Source organism: Nonomuraea cavernae, from assembly GCF_014646355.1.
Taxonomy (GTDB): Bacteria; Actinomycetota; Actinomycetes; order Streptosporangiales; family Streptosporangiaceae; genus Nonomuraea; species Nonomuraea cavernae.
The window spans coordinates 440,119-458,783 of the sequence record NZ_BMNH01000002.1 but is presented as its reverse complement, the minus strand read 5'-3'; the positions used below and the strand labels follow the sequence as shown (position 1 = coordinate 458,783).

Genomic DNA, 18,665 nt, shown 5'->3' with positions numbered 1-18,665 from the left:
ATGTCCATGCCCTCCAAGGCTCCGTCGAGGTCACGCCGCCTGCGCCTGTCCGCGCTGGCGGTGGCGGTGACCGCCGGCGCGCTGCTCGCGGGGAACGTGACCCAGGCCGAGGCGGCACCACCGGAGGTGATCAGCCGCTGGAACAACGAGCTGGTCCACTCCAACTCCGTCAGCCCCGGCTTCAGCATGTTCCTCTCCAGCGGGGCGTACACGATCAGCGCGAAGCTCTCCGCGGCGAACCAGGGGAGCTCGACGATCAACTATTCCTGCATCCTCAGCGCCCAAGGCGGCGCCGACACCGACGTCGCCGCCGTGACGCTGGCGCCGAACGCGACCCAGTCGGTCGTCCTGAACGTCGTGCACAACTTCACGAGCACAGGGCAGCTGACCTTCGCGTGCACCAAGCCGGTTGGGACCCCCGCCGTCCGGATGCAGCAGGTGAAGATCACCGCGATCAAGGTCAACACGCTGGACAACCAGCCGTTCTGACCGACCCGCGATGCGAGCCGGCCGGCTCGGGGCGTCCCGTTCGCCTCGGGTCGGCCGGTTACGTGTGCGCTCCTTCCGGGCCCCGCATCCGTCGGTGGCGTCGGGCACACTGGGGGCCCATGACACACGACGGTGACGCGGGAGTGCCGGGCTCGCTGGCCAGGGTGCTGGCCGAGGTGAGGGCGGAGCGGGTCGCGCAGGACGCACGATGGGGCGTCCAGGAGTTCCCCGACGGCACCGGCCCTGACGGTGCCGGGTCTCCTGGCCTTCGGATTGACGGCCCTGGGATTGACGGCCCTGGGATTGACGGTACAGGGGTCGATGGCGCTGGGGTTGACGGTGCTGGGGTTGACGGTGCTGGGCCGGGCGGAGCGGGAGGCGGGCGCGCGGGTGCGGTGGCCGCCGCCGACCAGGCCAAGCGGGCGGTCGCCGAAGCCGTTGCGGCGGGGCGGCTGACCTGGCGGCACATCCTGCACGAGGAGGTCCTGGAGGCGTTCGCCGAGGACGAGGCCGCGCGGTTGCGCGAGGAGCTGATCCAGGTGGCCGCCGTGGCCGTCAAGTGGGCTCAGGCCCTCGACCGCCGCCAGACCTCACCTCCCGACCTGGCGTGCCGGACCGACCTTGCCGGTCTGGTGGATCAGCCACCTCCGGCCGGTCCAGCGGATCAACCATGTCCGGTCGGTCTGCTGGATCAGCCACCTCCGGCCGGTCCGGTGGGTGGGACGGTCCCGGCGGGCGAGGAGCGGTTCCGGGCCGTCGTGGCCGTGCACGTGCTGGTCGTGCGGGGCGAGGAGGTGCTGCTCGGCAGGAGGGCCGGCACCGGCTGGGCCGACGGGAGGTGGCACCTGCCGTCGGGCCATCTGGAGCCGGGCGAGTCGGTCGTGCGCGCCGCCGTGCGGGAGGCGCGGGAGGAGCTCGGCGTCGGCATCGAGCCGCGCGACCTGACCTTCGCGCACATCATGCACCGCGCGCCCGACCGGGTCGACCTGTTCTTCGTCGCCCGCGAGTGGCAGGGCGAGCCGCGCAACGCGGAGCCGCACAAGTGCTCCGAGGTGCGCTGGTGGCCGCTCGACCGGCTGCCCGTCGACACCGTCGGCTACGCCGCGGCCGCTGTCGCCGAGGTGCTCGGACAGGTGCCGTTCACGCTGCACGAGTGGCCCGGCGAAGACTGACCGCTCGCGCGCGGGATCACGAGGCCGTGGGCGCCGACGGCCAGGGCAGGGATGACCGACCGCCGCGCCGGGGCCACGAGATTGCCTATCGACACGGAGAGTGATGGCATGGATACTCTTCGTGTAACCCCCGCTTCTCTGATCACTTCCGTACCAACGGCGGTCGCGTGCCGTCCGCAGGCCGGCAGAGGTCAGGGAACACCGTAAGGAGAGCGATGCATTCGAAGAGGTCCACCGCGCTCACCCTCGCCGTCCTTCTCGGCGGCGCGTGCCTGACGACGGCCGCGGCCAGCGCCACGTCCGCCAACGCCACGTCCGCCGACACCGCGCCGGCGGCCGTGGTCCAGCGCGCCGGCGCGCTGCCTCCCGGCTACCAGCTCGTCACCCTGCCCAACGCGAACGTGCCGAACTTCCAGCGCCGCACCCTCTACTGCCCCGGCTCGAAGAGGGTCCTGGGCGGCGGGGCCGAGGCCCGGGGCAACGACGCGATCCTGGTCGGCTCGTTCCCCACCGATGACGGGCGCGGCTGGATCGGCATCGGCCGCCAGAACGCCTACCGTGACGTCGGCATCAGCGTCTTCGCCATCTGCGCCGACTGACGTCCGGCACCACGAGGCCCCGGTCGCCCTGTCGGCCGGGGCCTTTCCACGCCCGGACCGCCGCGGAGCTGATCGCGTTCTGCCGCGACGGGCTGGCCGGGTTCCGCCCACGTGAGGTGCTGATGCTGGACGAGCCGCCCAAACCCGGCCACAGGCAAGATCCAGCGCGTCGTGGTCCGGGAGATCGCCGCCTGGACGGGTGGACCCCGGAGCTCTCAACGGGCCTGGGCCTCGCGCAGGTCCTTGACCAGGATGTGGCACACGTCGGCCACCTGTTCGACCCGGCCGTCCGCGCGATACACCTGGCGGGTGGTCGGGACCGGCGGGTGCGGCCACTCGCGGTAGCCCAGCCGCCGGTACAACGAGCGTGCGCGGTGGTTGTCCAGGTCCACGCCGAGCGCCACCCGGGAGTGGCCGAGATCGCGCAGCCGCGCCTCGGCCGCGTCCATCAACTGGGTGCCGATCCGGTGGTTGCGCTGCTCGGGCGTGACCTCGAGGTGCGTCAGGAGCGGCACGCCCGGCAGCCGGTCGCGAAGCTCGGGCTCCTCGGCCGAGTCCAGCCACAGGTACACGTCGCCGACCGGGGTGAACGCCTGCCACGCGACCAGCAGCACGCCGTGCCCGGCCCGCTGCCGGGCGAGCTGGGTGACGAAGTACGGTTCCTGCCCCAGCGCGCCGACCAGCGAGGGCAGGTCGGTCTGACAAGCAGCCCGGATCCGGACATGTCGCATGACATCTACGATCGGGGGATAAATCGCTGCCTTACAAGCTGGTGAGGCGAGTTCTGTTAGGTGACCACGAAGGATCCGGCGCCTTTGGGCAGAAGTTCACGGCCGCAGGTGTATCGAGGTGAAGGGGGGATGGGTGGGGGCCGACAGCCGTCTCAGCGCCTCGCCGACGGACTCGGCGACGGGCAGGCACTCCACGAAGTCACGCCACGACTTCAGGTCGGCCCGCCAGGCGTCGAGGTAGGTCAGGCACATGTCCGGTGTGATCAGAGCGAGGCGCCCCAGCGACGCCTTGAGTGCCTCCTCCATGCGACGCCGCTCCCCGGACTCCACGTTCGAGTCCGGAATATGCCGCAACACGCTCAGAATGAAGCGGTGGCGTCTGGCGAGGAAGTCCTTCCAGTGGCCCTGATGCGCGTCGCGGATGGTCCTGCCCTCATCGAGCAGCCAGAAGATCCCCTCGGCGAGTACGTCTCCCAGCTCCTCGTTTCTGGCCCGGGCGGGTGTGCGGAAAGGCTCGTACGGAGCCTGTTTCACCGTGCCCGTCACGGCGAGCGGTCGTAGCCCATCCGCTTCGAGCAGGTAGAACCAGTCCTCGTTGTAGATATCGGGAAAGTAGGAGACGCAACGGGTGGTCTCCACCGCGAGTGCGCCGCCGCCGACGAACGAATCCTGAGCGCCGCCGACCGCGCGGAAGGCGTGGCAGACAACCGAATTGTCAGGGAACCCACCCACTGACAGGCCGACGGCGCTGTAGGTGTGGAGCAGCCCTGCCGCTCTGCGAAGGTCATCAGGCGCGCTGACCTCGATGTCGTCGTCGAGGAACACGATGCGCCGCCATCCCCGCATCCTGGCGAGGGCGAGGGCGAGGTTGCGTTTCGCCGCCGTGTCGGTCCTGCGGCGAAACCTGTGTGGCAGGACTGACGAGGTCTCGAACCGGGGCAAGGCGAGCGCGTGACTGTGGGTGAAGTCGATGGCGATCACTTCGGCCCCATGGCTGCCGAGCGCTTTGACATGTTCGGTCCCGGTGTAGGGCCCACTGCAGATCACGAGCAGCGGGCACCGGAGCCTCCTCGAAAGGTCGGCCGCGTGGAGCAGGCGGCGGCGATGACGGACCGTGGGCACCACGATCGCGTCGATCGTGGCCGCTTGGTCAACGGGCGCGTCCGGCGCCAGAAGCAGATGCCTGTGGGTTCCGTGGTGATCGCTGGATCTCAGGGGAGACACGGGCGAACCGCCAGCGGAATCCGGATCCGAAGAAAGGTGACGATCCAAGCCGGTCCCCGGGGTGGGGAATGGGGCGCTGACGTGGACGCCGCGCGTTGCCTCCTGTGCATCCGTCATTCGACAGTCGCTGATCTCTTGGTCCTCAGGACGTTCGGCCGGGTGGTCGTTCATGGATGGCCGGGCCACTCGTGCAGCCTTGACTCCTCCTGTGTCCAGTCGGGAGTCATCACCAAGCCGTTGAGGATGGAGACGCGGGTGAGAATGGCGAACGACTCGCTGTCGCCGAACCGGTCATTTACGTAGGCGGCGTTTCTGTCGCGGAAACGGCTGTCGGTCAGCGTCCGGACCGCGCCCAGGGTGCCGCGGCCGTACATGCCGTTGCAGATCGTGAGCGTGCGTTTGCGGTTGAGCGGGTTGGGCCCCCGGTAGAAGAGCGCGACATCCTCGAGGAGCACGCCGTCGTCGCGCAGCCTGGGATGGTGGCGCTCGGATCCGGCCTCGAAGTAGGGGCCGGCCGAGCCGTCCCAGTCGTTGATCTGTCTGACGGGCAGGCCGAGGTGATGGATGACGTCGGCGGTGAGGTCGTTCCAGTCGACCCCGCCGAGCAGCACGAGGTGCGTGGTGAGATCGTCGGGCACCAGCTCGTTGGGTGTGTGGCGGCGGACCTCGCTCGACGGGTTGAAGGCCCGGATGTGGCCGTGCAGCTCGAAGAGCGCGTCCAGGTCGGCATAGGTGTAGAGCTCGATGTAGTCGGGATCGTGGGGCTTGACGTACGGCATGCGGTCCAGCAGCTCCTGCGGCAGACGGGCGCAGACGAGCGTGACCGGCTTGTCGTCGCCGAAGTCCCACGGATTGCGGACCGTCTCCGGATCGGAGACGACCTGGCCGAGCGCGGCGGCGCGCAGGGCCAGCAGCTCCTGCCGGAGGTCCTCCCGCGTCCGCAGCTCATCGGGGTCGAGCTCGTCGTCCGGCAGCGGGGCGAGCGAGCCGTCGCGCAGCGAGCGGATGGTGCAGAAGAGGGTCGCGTAGGCTTCCAGCCGGTTGACCGGCGGGACCTTGGGCGCGTTCGGAGACTCCCAGGACGAGATGAGCGGGACACTCACGTCGAGGGCGCGTGCCAGCTGTGGCTGCGTGACGCGGGTGTCCGGCCACTGCCGATCGCGCAGCGAGCGTAGCCGTCGTGCTAAGGCCCGGCCGGAATCCACCATGATGGCACTCCTCATCTGAGCTTCAGTGTCTTCAGTAAACCTCTACTGATGCTCAGATGCGAGCATATTTGGCCAGGCCAGCGTCGCCAGACGGATCACGTCGCGACGAATGCTTCATTGTAGGACAGTGGCCGAGTCTTAGGCAGGTGATTAGGGGAAAGCGGTGGTGGGCATCTCATATTCAGGACTTGTCGCACGTCTGCTGAAGGTTAACTGAAGTTAATTGCGGAGGATTTACCGTGAGCATCAGGGATCCGCCGAGCATGCCTGGAGGCGCGGGCTAGCACCCACGAACAGGCAGGCACCCCCGGGTCGGCGCAAACGATCACCAGGAGTGCCCGCACTCGTACAGGCCCCATCGGCGCGTCACACACCGGGAACCTCGATGCTCGCAACCATAGTCTTCCCCACCGGCCTGGCAACCGTCGTCGCCAGCCCCGAGGGCGTCGCCGCGGCGCGCGGCGCCCTCTACCTCTTCGCCGTGGTCTCGTTCTGGGCCCTCATCCTGGCCGTCCGCCAGGTGTCCAAAGTCGTCACCGCCCTGCTCCGCGCGCTGCTCGTGCTCCTCGCCCTCGCGGCCCTGGGCGCGGTGGCCGTCGCGATCATCGCGCAGGTGGCGCTCGCCATAGGGCCCCACTGACGGCGCGTTTCACGAAGAGGGCGCCCGCCGTATGCCGGCGGGCGCCCTCACCGGCGCTCCCTACCTCCGGAAGAGGCCGACCGACCAGCGGACCGGGCGGTTCGTGGCTTCGCCCCTCATGCGCAACGTCACCGTGATGGTCACCTGCTTGCCCTTCGGCACCGTGAACGTGGTCATGGCCATCGGGAACGAGCCCTTCTTCCATACGCCGCACGAACCGCTGGACGAGCTGTCCTTCCCGTTCACCCGGTAGGCGAACCACAGTCGGTCGGCCAGGTCGCCGGTGCAGATCTGGTCGACGCCGAGCGGGCGGCCGTCGCCCAGGACCCGGAAGGTAGCCGACTTCTCCCGGGGCCAGGTGCCCGTCGAGGAGTCGGCCAGCGAGTAGCCGTCGATGCGGCGGGGCAGGGCCCTGGGCGCCTTCGGCTCGACCGGCCGCTCCGGCGGCGTCCACTCGTAGACGCCCAGCGTCCAGGCGGCCCGCTCGGGCTTCACCGGCTCGCAGGGGCCCTTGCCGTCGGCCCGCACACAGGCCGTACCGCTGCGCTTCGCGTCGAAGGTGAGCGTGATTCGGTCGCGGGCGCCAGGCGGCAGGGTCAACGGCAGGAGCCTCATCTCCTTGTCACAGGGGCCGAAGTAACCCCCCATGTTGATTCCGTCGATCCTCACCCTCGGGCTGCCGCCCGTAGTGCCGCCGGACGTGCAGATTCCGGCCACGTCCAGCGGCCTGCCCGTGACCGGGATCGTCACCTTGGCCGTCTCGCTGCCCGTCCTCTTGATGGCGGTCAGGGCGAGGCGCCGGTACTCGGTGCCGTCCGGGGAGGTGAACCTCTCGGGCAGCTCGGCGGCCCCGGACGCGGCGGATGGCCCGGACGGCTGGGTGGCGGTCGTGATCTGGGGTCCCGGCTCCGCCGTACCGGACAGCAAGGGGAAGCCCAGTGCGGCGATCGCCAGCACGGCGGTCCCGGCGCCGAGCCGCCTGCGGAGGCGGATTCGGCGGATGCGGACCTGAATCTGCTCGTTGCGCACCGGGTTGGCGGGAGCCGGGCCCTCGCCGTGCGCGTGGAGAACGTCTCGCAGGTCTTGTACGGTCATCGGTGCAGCTCCTTCGCGATCAGGTCGTCGACGCGCAGTTTCGCCAGGGCCTTGGCGGTCTGGCTCTTGACCGTGCCGGGCTCGCAGCCCAGCAGCCGGGCCACCTCGGTCACCGGCAGGTCCTCGTAGAAGCGCAGCACCACGACGGCGCGTTGCTTGGCCGGGAGCCTGCCCACGGCCTCCCAGAGGGTGTCGCGCTCGCCCAGCCCGCCCGTCGCGTCGAGGACGGGCATGTCGGGCAGGTCGCCGGCGGGTCGCTCCGCCCGCCACTTCCGGCGCCACCACGAGGTGTACGTGGTCACCAGCACCCTGCGCACGTACGACTCGGGGTCGTCCACTCGCGCCCAGGCGAACCACGTCTTGGCCAGCGCCTCCTGCAGCAGGTCCTCGGCCAGGGCCCAGTCCCGGGTCAGCAGGTAGGCGGTGCGTAACAGCCGGTCGGACCGTGACACCACGAAGTCCTGAAACAACGCCCGATCCACCACTGAACAGCCTCCCGTCAGGTTTCCGACGGTTGTGACGCGATGGGCGACGCCTCAGGTTGCCCGGCCGGCGCGGATCACCGTGAAGGGGGCCAGCTCGCCCAGGCCGCGCACCGACAGCCGGTCGACCGCGCGCAGGTGGAAGGCCCGGTCGCCCTCCAGTTCCTCGGCCATCTCCGGATCGGCCAGGATCGTGCCGGGCAGTGCCAGCGCGGTCAGCCGGCTGGCCAGGTTGACCGTGGTGCCGAACACGTCGCCCATCCGCCAGATCACCGGCCCGGCCGCCAGGCCGACGCGCAGCTCCGGCATGCCCCTGACCCTGGCGTGGATCTCGACCAGCCGCAACGCGATCTCGGCCGCCTCGTGCGCCTTGCCGGCGACGAACAGCACCGAGTCGCCGAGCGTCTTGACCACGCGCCCGCCGGAGGAGGTGATGATGTCGGAGGAGCGCCCCTCGAAGCCGTCGACCAGCTCGGCCAGCTCCCACTCGGTGATCTGCCTGCTCAGCCTGGTGAACCCGACGAGGTCGGCGAAGCCGACGGCCAGCCGGGCCGCGCTCCGCTCCTGGACGGCCATCCGGCCGGCCGCGGCGGCGAGCTGGCGCTGCCAGGAGTAGACGAGCAGCTTCGCCAGGTCGGGCACCACCCGCTCGGCCCGCCTGCGCCACGCCCTGGGCCGCTCGGCCAGCGGCACGCCCGCCTGGTCGAGCGCCTCGGCGCCGAGCTGCGCCTGCGACTCGGCCAGCCGGGTGGAGGCCCGGCCCAGCGAGCGGGCGATGAGCAGGACGTGCTCCTCGTCGTAGACGCCGTCGCTCACCATGCCGAGCAGGGTCCTGAGCGCTTCCACGTCGGAGTCGGTGAACTCGACGGCGTCGTCGGCGACGTTCGGGAAGCCCAGCGCGCGCCAGAACCGGCGCGCACGGTAGACCGGCACCCCGGCCATCTCGGCGACCTGGTGGCTGGTGTAGCGACGGGGCTCACGCAGGAACGCCTCCGCAAGCCCGTCGTGTTCCTCGCGGGCCACGGCTGCAACATACACCGCCAAAGCGGGTGTTATGGCTACTCCAGTAGGGCCCGGAGCGCCGGACGTTCGCTGGTGGGGACGTATCCCACGTAGTAGTCGTACATGGTCCGCCGGGAAAGCCGGGCGGCCAGCGGGCCGTCGCCGGCTCGGACGGCGGCCAGGACCTCCTCGTGGTGGCGGATGCTCTGGCGCATCAGCGCCACGCGGTCGGGCGCGGCGGCGATCTTGTCGGCGATCAGGCCCAGCACGATCGAGCGGACCACCTCGGTGCAGATCTGGATGAGCTTGTTGCCGCTGGCCTGCGCCACCGTGTCGTGGAAGGCCACGTCGGCGGTGCTGAACTCGTCGTAGCCCACCTCGACGGCGGCCCGCATCGCGGCGATGGCCGTGTCCATCTCGGCCAGTTGCTCGTCGGTGCGCAGCCGGGCCGCCAGCAGGTTGGCCGAGGAGTCGAGCACCATGCGGAACTGCACCAGCTCGCCGAGCGACAGCCCGTCGACCCGCGCCAGCATGGTCATCGACTTGCGCAGCTCGGTGGGGGTGAACGGCTGGACCTCGGCGCCATGGGGGTCGCCCGGCCGGGACCTGACCAGGCCGCGGGCCTGCAGCACGCGCAGCGCCTCGCGGACCGTGGAGCGGCTCACCGAGAACTGTCCCATCAGGTCACGCTCGCTGGGCAGCCGCTGCCCGGGGCAGAGCGTGCCGCTCTCGATGGCCTCCTCGACCTGCTCGACGATGCGCTCGTAGGCACGTACGGTTCGCACCGGCTCGAACCGTGGACCACCCATTTCGCCCCCTTGACCCGAGCCGTCACCGACTGGCAATGTGCAGCCTACTGGTCGGACCAGTGCACTATCCAGGAGGCTGTTGGACATGAGGCGCATCGGCATCTGGATCGCCGTGGGCGGTCTCCTGCTGGGCACGACCGCCTGCGGCGGCGGGGGCGGAGGCGAGCCCGCAGGGCAGGCGGCCGGGAGCCAGACGTTGTCCGTCGGGTTCGTGGCCGAGCCGGCCAACCTCGACTTCACCTCGACCGAGGGCGCCGCGATCCCGCAGGCGCTGCTCGTCAACGTCTACGAGGGGCTCGTCAAGCTCGGCCAGGACGGCTCGATCCAGCCGCTGCTCGCCGAGAGGTGGGAGGTCTCGCCCGACCGCAAGACCTACACCTTCTCGCTGCGCAAGGGCGTCACGTTCAGCAACGGCGCCCCGTTCACCGCCGACGACGTGATCTTCTCGTTCGACCGCGTCAAGTCCGACTGGAAGCTGAAGATCAAGTCGCAGCTCGACTCGGTGGACCGGGTCGAGAAGGACGACGAGTCGACGGTCGTCGTGACGCTCAAGCAGCCGAGCAACGGCTTCCTCTACACGCTGACGACCCGGCTGGGCGCGATGTTCAGCCGCACCGGCGTCGACGACCTGGCCAACAAGCCCGTCGGCACCGGCCCCTACACGCTGGCCTCCTGGAAGCGCGGCGACTCCATCCAGCTGAACGGCAACGACGCCTACTGGGGCGCCAAGCCCAAGGTCACGGCCGTCACGCTGAAGTACTTCAAGGACGCCACGGCGATGAACAACGCGCTGCTGACCGGCGGCATCGACGTCATCTCCAGCGTCCAGGCGCCCGAGTCGCTGCGGCAGTTCGCCGATCCCGGCCGCTTCGAGACGGTCGAGGGCACCACCAACGGCGAGGTCGTGCTGTCGATGAACAACGACCGCGCGCCGTTCAACGACAAGAAGGTGCGACAGGCGGTGCGCCACGCGATCGACCACAAGGCGCTGCTCGACACCGCCTGGGCCGGCCGCGGCGGGCTGATCGGCTCCATGGTGCCGCCCACCGACCCCTGGTACGAGGACCGCACCGGCGACTACCCCTACGACGTCGCCAAGGCCAAGGAACTGCTCGGCGGCAAGACGTACGACGTCAAGATGCGCATCCCCAACCTGCCCTACGCGGTGGCGAGCGCCCAGGTGGTCAAGTCGCAGCTGGCCCAGGTGGGCATCAACGCGGAGATCGAGCCCCTGGAGTTCCCGGCTCGCTGGCTGGACCTGGTGTTCACCAAGGCCGACTACCATCTGTCCATCATCAACCACGTCGAACCTCACGACATGAGCATCTTCGCCGACAAGTCCTACTACTTCCGGTACGACAATCCGGAGTTCGGCAAGCTGCTCACCTCCGCCGACCAGGGCAGCGAGCAGCAGCGGATCGACGACCTGAAGAAGGCCGCCCGGATGCTCTCCGACGACGCCGCGGCCGACTGGCTGTTCCTGTTCCCCAACCTGATCGTGGCCAAGAAGGGCGTCACCGGGCTGCCGAAGAACGGCATCGCGGAGGCCTTCGACTTCACGGCGCTCGCCAAGCAGTGATCCTCTACCTCGTCAAGCGGCTGGCGGTGCTCGTCGTGAGCACCGCCGTCGCCGGTGTGGTGGTCTTCGCGTTCATGGCCCTGCTGCCCGGCGACCCGGCCGAGATCGCGCTGGGCGTCAACGCCACTCCCGAGGCGCTGGAGGAGCTGCGGCGGCAGTTCGGCACCGACCGGCCGGCCGCGGCGCAGTTCGCCGACTGGTTCGGCGGTCTCGCCCAGGGCGACTTCGGCACCTCCTACGTGACCAGTTCGCCCATCGGGCCGCAGGTCGCCGACCGGCTCGGCGTCACGGTGACGCTCGTGCTCGGCGGCATGGTGATCGCGCTGCTCATCGCGGTCCCGCTCGGCGTCTTCGCCGCCGTCCACCACCGCGACCCGCTCGGCGTGGCGATCAGCGCCGCCAGCCAGGTCGGCATCGCGATCCCCGCCTTCCTGGCGGGCATCCTGCTCGTCTTCGTGTTCGCGGTGCAGGCCCAGGCGCTCCCGTCGGGCGGGTACGTGCCCTTCACCGAGAGCCCGGGCGAGTGGCTGCGCGGCCTGCTGCTGCCGTGGCTGTCGCTCGGCCTCGTCCAGGGAGCCGTCCTGACCAGGTACGTCCGCTCCGCCGTCCTCGACGTGATGCGCGAGGACTACCTGCGCACCGCCCGGGCCAAGGGCAGGGGCCGGATGGGCGCCCTGTGGCGTCACGGCCTGCGCAACGCCTCCGTCCCCGTGGTCACCGTGCTCGGCCTGCAACTGGCCACCCTGCTCATCGGCGCGGTCGTGGTCGAGCGGGTGTTCGTCATCCCCGGCCTGGGCGACCTGCTGCTCAACGGCGTCGCCGGGCGCGACCTGCTGCTCGTCCAGGGGGTGGTGATGGTGCTGGTGGTGGCCGTGCTGCTGATCAACTTCGTGGTGGACGTGGCCTACGCGGCGCTCGACCCCCGGCTCAGGGGGGCGCGATGAGACTCCGGGTCAACGCCGGTCTGGTCGCCGGAGCCGTCCTCGTCGGGCTCGTCGTGCTGGCGGCGCTGGTGTCGTTCGTGTGGACGCCGCACGACCCCACGCTCGTCGACGCGGCGGGCAAGCTGCGCGACCCCGGCGACGGCTACCTCCTGGGCGCCGACAAGTTCGGCCGCGACACCCTCAGCCAGCTCATGGTCGGCGCGCGCACCACGCTCTACGTCGGCATCGTGGCCGTCGGCATCGCCGCGCTGCTCGGCACCCCGCTCGGCGTGATCGCCGGGATGACCCCGTACGGCTGGCTGTCCGAGCTCGTCATGCGGGTCAACGACCTCGTGTTCGCCTTTCCCGCGCTGCTGCTCGCCGTCATGCTCGGCGCCGTCTACGGGGCCGGCACGCTCACCGCCATGATTGCCATCGGCGTGGCCACCGTGCCGGCGTTCGCCCGCGTGGCCAGGGCGGCCACCCTGCAGGTCATGGTGACCGACTACATCCTCGCCGCCCGGGCGGCGGGCCGGCGCGGCACCGCCATCGCGTTCCGGCACGTGCTGCCGAACATCGGCTCCATGCTGATCGTCCAGGCGTCGGTGTCCTTCGCGATCGCCATCCTGGCCGAGGCGGCGCTGTCGTTCCTCGGCTTCGGCACCCGCCCGCCGACCCCCTCCTGGGGCCGCATGCTGCAGGAGTCGCAGGAGCTGCTGTTCTCCACGCCGCGCCTGGCGCTGTGGCCCGGTCTGGCGATCGCGCTGGCCGTCCTCGGGTTCAACCTGCTGGGCGACGGCCTGCGCGACCATCTCGACCCCAAGCTCAGGAGGATCCGTGCTGAGCGTTGAGGGTCTCAGCGTCAGCGCCGAGTCGGTACGGCTGGTGCGCGAGGTGTCGTTCGCCATCGCGCCGGGCGAACGCGTCGGCCTGATCGGCGAGTCCGGCTCCGGCAAGTCGCTGACCGCGCTGGCGCTGATGGGCCTGCTCCCGGAGGGCGTGACCGCCACCGGCACGGCCAGGCTGCGCGAGCACGACCTCCTCGGCGTGCCCGAAGGCCGGCTCAAGCGGCTGCGCGGCCGGGACGTCTCCATGGTGTTCCAGGAGCCGATGACCGCGCTCAACCCGCTCATGCGGGTCGGCGCGCAGGTCGCCGAGGTCATGACCCTGCACGGCGAGCCCGCCGCGCGGGCCCGTGAGCGCGCCGTCGAGCTCCTCGACCGGGTACGCCTGCCGCGGCCCGGCCAGATCGCCCGCGCCTACCCCCACCAGCTCTCCGGCGGCCAGCGCCAGCGCGTCATGCTCGCGATCGCCCTGGCGAACGAGCCCGACCTGCTCATCTGCGACGAACCCACCACCGCGCTCGACGTCACCGTGCAGAAGCAGATGCTGGAGCTGATCGCCGAGGTCGCGCCCGCGCTGCTGTTCATCACGCACGACCTGGCCGTGGTCGCCTCGATCTGCGAGCGCGTCCTGGTCATGTACGGCGGCCGGGTCGTCGAGACCGGCCCCATCCGCGAGGTGTTCGCCCGGCCCCGCCACCGCTACACCGAGGGCCTGCTGGCCGCCTCCCGGCTGACCCCGCGCGGCACCCGGCTGCCCACGATCCAGGGCAGCGTCCCGCCGGCGGGACGGTTCCCCGACGGGTGCGTCTTCCGCAACCGCTGCCCGCAGGCCGGCCCCGCCTGCGAGACCGAGCCGACGCTGACAGGAGACGGCCATGCCTTCGCATGCTGGCACCCCGGCGCCTGACGCGGTGCCTGACGCTGACTCCGGCCTCGCCGGCTCCCCCGAGACCGGGCCGCTGATCGAGGCCCGCGACGTCACCCGCGTCTACCGCCGCCCCCGCACCTCGCTCACCAGGCCCGGCGAGGCCGTGCACGCGCTGAACGGCGTGTCGCTCACCGTCCGCCGGGGCGAGCGGTTCGGCATCGTCGGCGAGTCGGGCTCCGGCAAGTCGACCCTGCTGCGCCTGCTGTGCGCGCTCGACCAGCCCACCAGCGGCGTCATCCGGTTCGACGGGCAGGACCTGGCCGGCAGGTCCGAACGGCGGCTGCGGTTCCTGCGCCGCAGCCTGCAGATCGTCTTCCAGGACCCGATGAGCTCGCTCGACCCCCGCATGCGGGTGCGCGACCTCGTCGCCGAGCCGCTCGTCGCCCTCGGCGAGCCCGTCGGCGGCCGGGTCGCCGATCTGCTCGACGAGGTCGGCCTGCCCGCCTCGGCCGCCGACCGTTACCCGCACCAGTTCTCCGGCGGCCAGCGCCAGCGCATCGCGATCGCCCGCGCGCTCGCGCCCCGCCCCAAGGTGCTGGTCGCGGACGAGCCGGTCAGCGCGCTCGACGTGTCCGTACGCGGCCAGATCCTCAACCTGCTGGCCGACCTCGTCGACGAGCTCGGCCTCACCCTGGTCTTCGTCTCGCACGACCTGTCCGTGGTCCGGCACGTCTGCGAGACCGTGGCGGTGATGAACGGTGGTGAGATCGTCGAGACGGGCCCGGTCGACGACGTGTGGGCCGCGCCGCGTCACCCCTACACGAGGACGCTGCTGGAGGCCGTACCGACTTTGGAGGATGTGTTGTGATCGACGTCGACGCACAGGGAGTGGTGGAGTTCACCCAGGCGCTGGTCCGCGTCCCGAGCACCAACGACCCGGCGCTCGGCCGCAGCGAGCGGCCCGCCGCCGAGCTGGTCGCCGCGAAGATGCGCGAGTGGGGCTGGCGGCCGGTCGTCTCCGAGGCCGCGCCCGGCCGGCCGAATGTGGTGGCCGTCGTCGAGGGCGGCGGCGGTGACGGGCCGACGCTGATGTTCGAGGGCCACACCGACGTGGTGACCGAGGGCGACCTGTCGACCTGGACCGTCGACCCGTTCGGCGGCGAGATCCGCGACGGCAGGCTGTGGGGGCGGGGCAGCGCCGACATGAAGTCGGGCCTGGCCGCGACCCTCTACGCCACCCGAGCGCTGCAGCTCGCTGGACCGTTCCCGGGGCGGATCAAGGTGTGCGCGCTGGCCGACGAGGAGGGCCTGATGCTCGGCGCCCACCACTTCGTCGCCGAAGGGCTGGCCGCCGGCGTCGACGGCGCCATCGTGGCGGAACCCGAGGCCGGCGAGATCTGCGCGGTCGCCAAGGGCGCGCTGCGGCTGCGCGTCGACCTCACCGGCAAGATGGCCCACGGCGCGATGCCGCAGCACGGCCGCAACCCCGTCCAGGCCGTCGGCTCCCTGCTCGTCGCGCTGCGCGACCTGGAGCGGGAGCTGCAACGGCGCCACCCCGCGCACGAGCACCTCGGCGAGGTGTACGTGACGCCGACCGTCGTCCAGGCCGGCACCGAGGAGCAGGTCAACGTCATCCCCGCCGTCGCGTCCGTCTTCGTCGACGTGCGCACCATCCCGGGGGTGGACCACAAGGAGATCGCCGACCGGGTGGCCGTGCTGGCCGCCGCCGACGGCATCGCCGCCCAGGTGACGAGCCTGGTCGACCGGCCGCCGGTCGAGGTGCCCGTGGACGATCCCGTCGTCGTCGCCCTGGCCGGCGCGCACCGCGCGGTCACCGGCGCCGAACCGGTCTACGGCGGCGTGCCCGGCTCCACCGACGGCACCGTCCTCACGCACTGGGGCGGCGTCCCGTCCGTGGTGTACGGGCCGGGCGGCAAGTGGATCGCGCACCAGGCCGACGAGTACGTCGAGGTGGCCGAGATCGTCCAGTGCACCCGCGTCTTCGCCGAGGCCGCCCGCCGCTTCCTGACCGGGACATCCGCGTGACTCCCCGCCCGGCCGGAAGTTCGGCGCTTCCCGGTGCCCGCGTGCCGGTCGGCGGGAGTTCGCCGCTCCCCGGTCAGAGGGCGGGGCTGGTCTCCGGGCCGGCCAACGCGCTGGCCGACGTGTCCGGGCTCCGGGTCGGGCACGCGCGGAGGCTGGACGACGGCCACCGCACCGGCACCACCGTCGTGCTCGCCCCCGAGGGCGGCATGGTGGCCGGGGTGGACGTGCGCGGCGCCGCGCCCGGCACCCGCGAGACCGAGCTGCTCGACCCCCGCAACCTGGTCGAACGCGTGCACGCCATCGTGCTGACCGGCGGCAGCGCCTACGGGCTGAGCGCCGCCTGCGGCGTGATGGAGCGGCTCGCCGACGCGGGCGTCGGCTACCCCGTCGAAGGCGGCGTGGTGCCCATCGTCCCCGCCGCCGTCATCTACGACCTGGGCCGCGGCGGCCGGTTCCGCGCCACGCCCGGCGCGGCCCTCGGCGCCGCGGCCTACGACGCCGCGATCGGGGTCACCGCCGCGCCCGGCGTGATCGGTGCCGAGGGTGCCTCAGGGGCCCCGTGGCCGCACGGCGGGGGCGGCGACGGCGGCGCCGGAGGAGCGGCGAACGGGTCCGTGGGCGCGGGCGCCGGGGCGGTCGCCGGCGGGCTGGCCGGCGGCGTCGGCACGGCCAGCGTCCTGTTGCCCTCGGGCGTCACCGTGGCCGCGCTGGCCGTGGTCAACGCCGCCGGGTCCGTGCTCGACCCCGGCGGCGGCAGGCTCTCCGGCACCAGGTACGGCCTGCCGGGGGAGTTCGACCATCTCCGCGAGCCGCTGCCGGAGGAGGTCGCCGCCTGGAACCCGGTCGGGGTGACCTCGTTCAACACCACGATCGGGGTCGTCGCCACCGACCTGACGCTGACCAAGGCCCAGTGCGGCAAGCTCGCCGGGGTCGCCCACGACGGGCTGGCCAGGGCGATCAGGCCCGCGCACACCATGGTCGACGGCGACACGATCTTCGCGGTCGCCACCTGCGCCCTGCCCATGCCGGAGGGAGAGCAGCGGGTGTACGGCTCCCGTACGGTGACCGACGACGGCGCCGGGCCCGGAGCGGCGCAGCTGCACGACCTGCTCGCGGCGGGGGCGGACGTGTTCAGCCGGGCCGTCGCGCACGCCGTGCTGGCTGCGACCGGGCGCGAGGGCGCACCCGCGTACCTCGACGTGTTTCCGAGCGCACTGGGGGACATTTCATGACACGACCGGCAGAGGATGGAGCACCCGCACCCGACACGCGGGGAGGGAGCCGGCCGGACGGGGAGTGGCCGGACCGGGAGTGGCCTGCCGGGCTCCCCGTCGGTGACCAGTGGGTGGAGACCGGCGAGACGTCCGACGTGATCTTTCCCTATGACGGGTCCGTGGTGGCGGCCGCGCCGGTCGGCACCGCCGAGCTGGCCGCGCGGGCCGTCGACGAGGCGCTCGCCGTCGCCCCGGCCATGGCCGCGCTGCCCTCGCACGCCCGCCGCGCCGCGCTCATGGGCGTGCACGACGCGCTGGCCGGGCGGCGGGAGGAGTTCGAGCGGCTGCTCGTCCTGGAGACCGGCAAGCCTCTGGCCGACTGCCGGGTCGAGGTGGCCAGGACGCTGGTCACGCTGGCCACCGCCGCCGAGGAGGTGGCCCGGCTGCACGGCGAGACCGTGCCGCTCGACCTGCTGCCGGCGGGGGAGGGGCTGGTCGGCTTCTGGACGCGCCGGCCGATCGGCATCGTCGTCGGGATCACCGGCTACAACTATCCGCTGCTGCTCGCCGCGCACAAGATCGCACCGGCGGTGGCCGCCGGCTGCCCGGTGATCGTCAAGCCCGCCCCCGCCACGCCGCTGGCCACGCTCTGGCTGGTCCACCTGCTGCGCGCGACGGGCGCGCTGCCCCCGGCCGCGGTGCAACTCGTCACCGGTGACGTCGAGGTGGGCCGGACCCTGGTGGAGGACCGGCGGATCGGGGCCGTGTCGTTCACCGGCTCGGCCGCCGCCGGCCACGTCATCGCCCGCAACGCCGCGCCCACCAAGGTGCTGCTGGAGCTCGGGTCCAACGCCGCGCTCGTGGTGGCCGCCGACGCCGACCTGCCGGCGGCCGCCGACGCGGTCGTGCGGGGCGGCTACTACGCCTCCGGCCAGGCGTGCATCTCGGTGCAGCGGGTGCTGGTCGAGGAGCCGGTGCGCGAGGAGTTCCTGGCGCTGCTCGCCGACCGGGTCAAGGACGTGGTCGTGGGCGACCCTCGCTCGCCGGACACCCGGGTCGCGCCGCTGATCGACCCCGCCTCCACCGAACGGGTGCTCGGCTGGCTGCGCGACTCCGGCGGCACCCTCGTCGCGGGCGGCACGGCCGACGGGCGGGCCATCAGGCCGACGGTGCTCACCGACGTGCCCGAGGGGGCCGCCGCCTGGGACGAGGAGATCTTCGGGCCGGTCGTCTGCGTGCGCTCGATGCCCGACCTCGACGCCGCCTTCGCGGCGGTCAACGCCTCACGGTACGGCCTGCACGCCTCGGTGTTCACCCGGTCGCTGGCCACGGCGTTCGCCGCGATCGAGCGGATCGAGGCCGGGGGAGTGGTGGTCAACGACGTGCCGGGGTTCCGGGCGGACAACATGCCCTATGGCGGGGTCAAGGACTCCGGCATCGGCCGAGAGGGGCCGCGCTTCGCGATCGAGGAGTTCACCGTCACCCGGATGGCCGTCATCCGCCCCTGACCTGGCCCGGAGAGCACGCGAAGGGTCGCTGGGCCGCGCAGCCTGTGATCGGGCCGGCCTCGTCTCGTGCACGCACGAGCCGGGCTCGGCGATCCCTTCAGCGTGATCTGGCGTGGAACCCCGGGCGTTTACGCCCGGGAGGAAACGACAGCGCGGGAGGGCCGCCAAGGCCCGAGCGGTGCGGTGACCGGTAGGCCGTGGAGCGGCTCAGGGTGAAGATCACATGCGCGT

Annotated in this window: 19 protein-coding genes; 12 read left to right on the top strand and 7 right to left on the bottom strand. The window is 71.8% G+C overall.

Annotation, left to right across the window (positions count from 1 at the left end; all coding sequences use genetic code 11):
• The 3 genes from IEY82_RS06460 to IEY82_RS06450 all read left to right on the top strand — a co-directional run bounded on the left by IEY82_RS06460 (position 1) and on the right by IEY82_RS06450 (position 2,260).
• Positions 1–489 carry a hypothetical protein gene (locus IEY82_RS06460; protein WP_189123037.1) on the top strand — a complete coding sequence of 163 codons (489 nt, stop codon included), beginning with the start codon at positions 1–3 and terminating at the stop codon, positions 487–489.
• Positions 490–884: 395 nt separating this feature from the next.
• Entirely contained in the window at positions 885–1,661 is a 777-nt protein-coding gene (locus IEY82_RS38910) for an NUDIX hydrolase (RefSeq protein ID WP_225262199.1), read from the top strand.
• Positions 1,662–1,876: 215 nt separating this feature from the next.
• On the top strand, positions 1,877–2,260 hold the full coding sequence (locus IEY82_RS06450; RefSeq protein ID WP_189123036.1) for a hypothetical protein: 384 nt from the start codon (positions 1,877–1,879) through the stop codon (positions 2,258–2,260).
• Positions 2,261–2,475: 215 nt separating this feature from the next.
• On the opposite strand, the gene IEY82_RS06445 is transcribed toward IEY82_RS06450, so the two are convergent.
• From IEY82_RS06445 to IEY82_RS06435, 3 genes are all read right to left on the bottom strand, one after another.
• Positions 2,476–2,991, bottom strand: coding sequence for a GNAT family N-acetyltransferase (locus IEY82_RS06445; RefSeq protein WP_189123035.1), 516 nt, complete (start codon positions 2,989–2,991; stop codon positions 2,476–2,478).
• 96 nt (positions 2,992–3,087) lie between these two features.
• Positions 3,088–4,386, bottom strand: coding sequence for a hypothetical protein (locus IEY82_RS06440; protein WP_189123034.1), 1,299 nt, complete (start codon positions 4,384–4,386; stop codon positions 3,088–3,090).
• Positions 4,383–5,423, bottom strand: a complete 1,041-nt coding sequence (locus tag IEY82_RS06435; RefSeq protein WP_189123033.1) for a helix-turn-helix domain-containing protein — start codon at positions 5,421–5,423, stop codon at positions 4,383–4,385. The genes IEY82_RS06440 and IEY82_RS06435 overlap by 4 nt, the downstream gene beginning before the upstream one ends.
• A 385-nt stretch (positions 5,424–5,808) precedes the next feature.
• Between IEY82_RS06435 and IEY82_RS06430 the strand changes: the two genes are divergently transcribed.
• Positions 5,809–6,063 carry a hypothetical protein gene (locus IEY82_RS06430; protein WP_189123032.1) on the top strand — a complete coding sequence of 85 codons (255 nt, stop codon included), beginning with the start codon at positions 5,809–5,811 and terminating at the stop codon, positions 6,061–6,063.
• A 60-nt stretch (positions 6,064–6,123) separates the two neighbouring features.
• On the opposite strand, the gene IEY82_RS06425 is transcribed toward IEY82_RS06430, so the two are convergent.
• Genes IEY82_RS06425 through IEY82_RS06410 form a run of 4 tightly spaced genes read right to left on the bottom strand, consistent with a single transcriptional unit; the run spans position 6,124 to position 9,451 of the window.
• Positions 6,124–7,158 (bottom strand): hypothetical protein, encoded by a 1,035-nt coding sequence (locus tag IEY82_RS06425; RefSeq protein ID WP_189123031.1) that lies wholly within the window; start codon positions 7,156–7,158, stop codon positions 6,124–6,126.
• The gene (locus IEY82_RS06420; protein ID WP_189123030.1) at positions 7,155–7,640 is read right to left on the bottom strand and encodes a SigE family RNA polymerase sigma factor; all 486 of its coding nucleotides are present in this window, start codon (positions 7,638–7,640) and stop codon (positions 7,155–7,157) included. The genes IEY82_RS06425 and IEY82_RS06420 overlap by 4 nt, the downstream gene beginning before the upstream one ends.
• 54 nt (positions 7,641–7,694) lie before the next feature.
• Positions 7,695–8,663: an adenylate/guanylate cyclase domain-containing protein gene (locus tag IEY82_RS06415; RefSeq protein ID WP_189123029.1), complete on the bottom strand. Its 969-nt coding sequence runs from the start codon at positions 8,661–8,663 to the stop codon at positions 7,695–7,697.
• 35 nt (positions 8,664–8,698) lie between these two features.
• The gene (locus IEY82_RS06410) at positions 8,699–9,451 is read right to left on the bottom strand and encodes a FadR/GntR family transcriptional regulator (RefSeq protein WP_189123028.1); all 753 of its coding nucleotides are present in this window, start codon (positions 9,449–9,451) and stop codon (positions 8,699–8,701) included.
• An 85-nt stretch (positions 9,452–9,536) separates the two neighbouring features.
• Between IEY82_RS06410 and IEY82_RS06405 the strand changes: the two genes are divergently transcribed.
• From IEY82_RS06405 to IEY82_RS06370, 8 genes are read left to right on the top strand one after another with little or no spacing between them, the layout of a single operon-like run.
• Positions 9,537–11,030, top strand: coding sequence for an ABC transporter substrate-binding protein (locus tag IEY82_RS06405; protein ID WP_189123027.1), 1,494 nt, complete (start codon positions 9,537–9,539; stop codon positions 11,028–11,030).
• Positions 11,027–11,974: an ABC transporter permease gene (locus IEY82_RS06400; RefSeq protein WP_189123026.1), complete on the top strand. Its 948-nt coding sequence runs from the start codon at positions 11,027–11,029 to the stop codon at positions 11,972–11,974. The genes IEY82_RS06405 and IEY82_RS06400 overlap by 4 nt, the downstream gene beginning before the upstream one ends.
• The gene (locus IEY82_RS06395) at positions 11,971–12,804 is read left to right on the top strand and encodes an ABC transporter permease (RefSeq protein ID WP_189123025.1); all 834 of its coding nucleotides are present in this window, start codon (positions 11,971–11,973) and stop codon (positions 12,802–12,804) included. The genes IEY82_RS06400 and IEY82_RS06395 overlap by 4 nt, the downstream gene beginning before the upstream one ends.
• Positions 12,791–13,705 carry an ABC transporter ATP-binding protein gene (locus tag IEY82_RS06390; protein WP_189123024.1) on the top strand — a complete coding sequence of 305 codons (915 nt, stop codon included), beginning with the start codon at positions 12,791–12,793 and terminating at the stop codon, positions 13,703–13,705. Before IEY82_RS06395 ends, IEY82_RS06390 begins: the two co-directional genes overlap by 14 nt.
• On the top strand, positions 13,674–14,534 hold the full coding sequence (locus IEY82_RS06385; RefSeq protein WP_189123023.1) for an ATP-binding cassette domain-containing protein: 861 nt from the start codon (positions 13,674–13,676) through the stop codon (positions 14,532–14,534). The genes IEY82_RS06390 and IEY82_RS06385 overlap by 32 nt, the downstream gene beginning before the upstream one ends.
• Entirely contained in the window at positions 14,531–15,712 is a 1,182-nt protein-coding gene (locus IEY82_RS06380) for a M20 family metallopeptidase (protein WP_189123022.1), read from the top strand. Before IEY82_RS06385 ends, IEY82_RS06380 begins: the two co-directional genes overlap by 4 nt.
• Positions 15,709–16,944: a P1 family peptidase gene (locus IEY82_RS06375; protein WP_225262203.1), complete on the top strand. Its 1,236-nt coding sequence runs from the start codon at positions 15,709–15,711 to the stop codon at positions 16,942–16,944. Before IEY82_RS06380 ends, IEY82_RS06375 begins: the two co-directional genes overlap by 4 nt.
• Positions 16,941–18,434: an aldehyde dehydrogenase family protein gene (locus IEY82_RS06370; RefSeq protein ID WP_189123021.1), complete on the top strand. Its 1,494-nt coding sequence runs from the start codon at positions 16,941–16,943 to the stop codon at positions 18,432–18,434. Before IEY82_RS06375 ends, IEY82_RS06370 begins: the two co-directional genes overlap by 4 nt.
• Positions 18,435–18,665 lie beyond the last annotated feature (231 nt).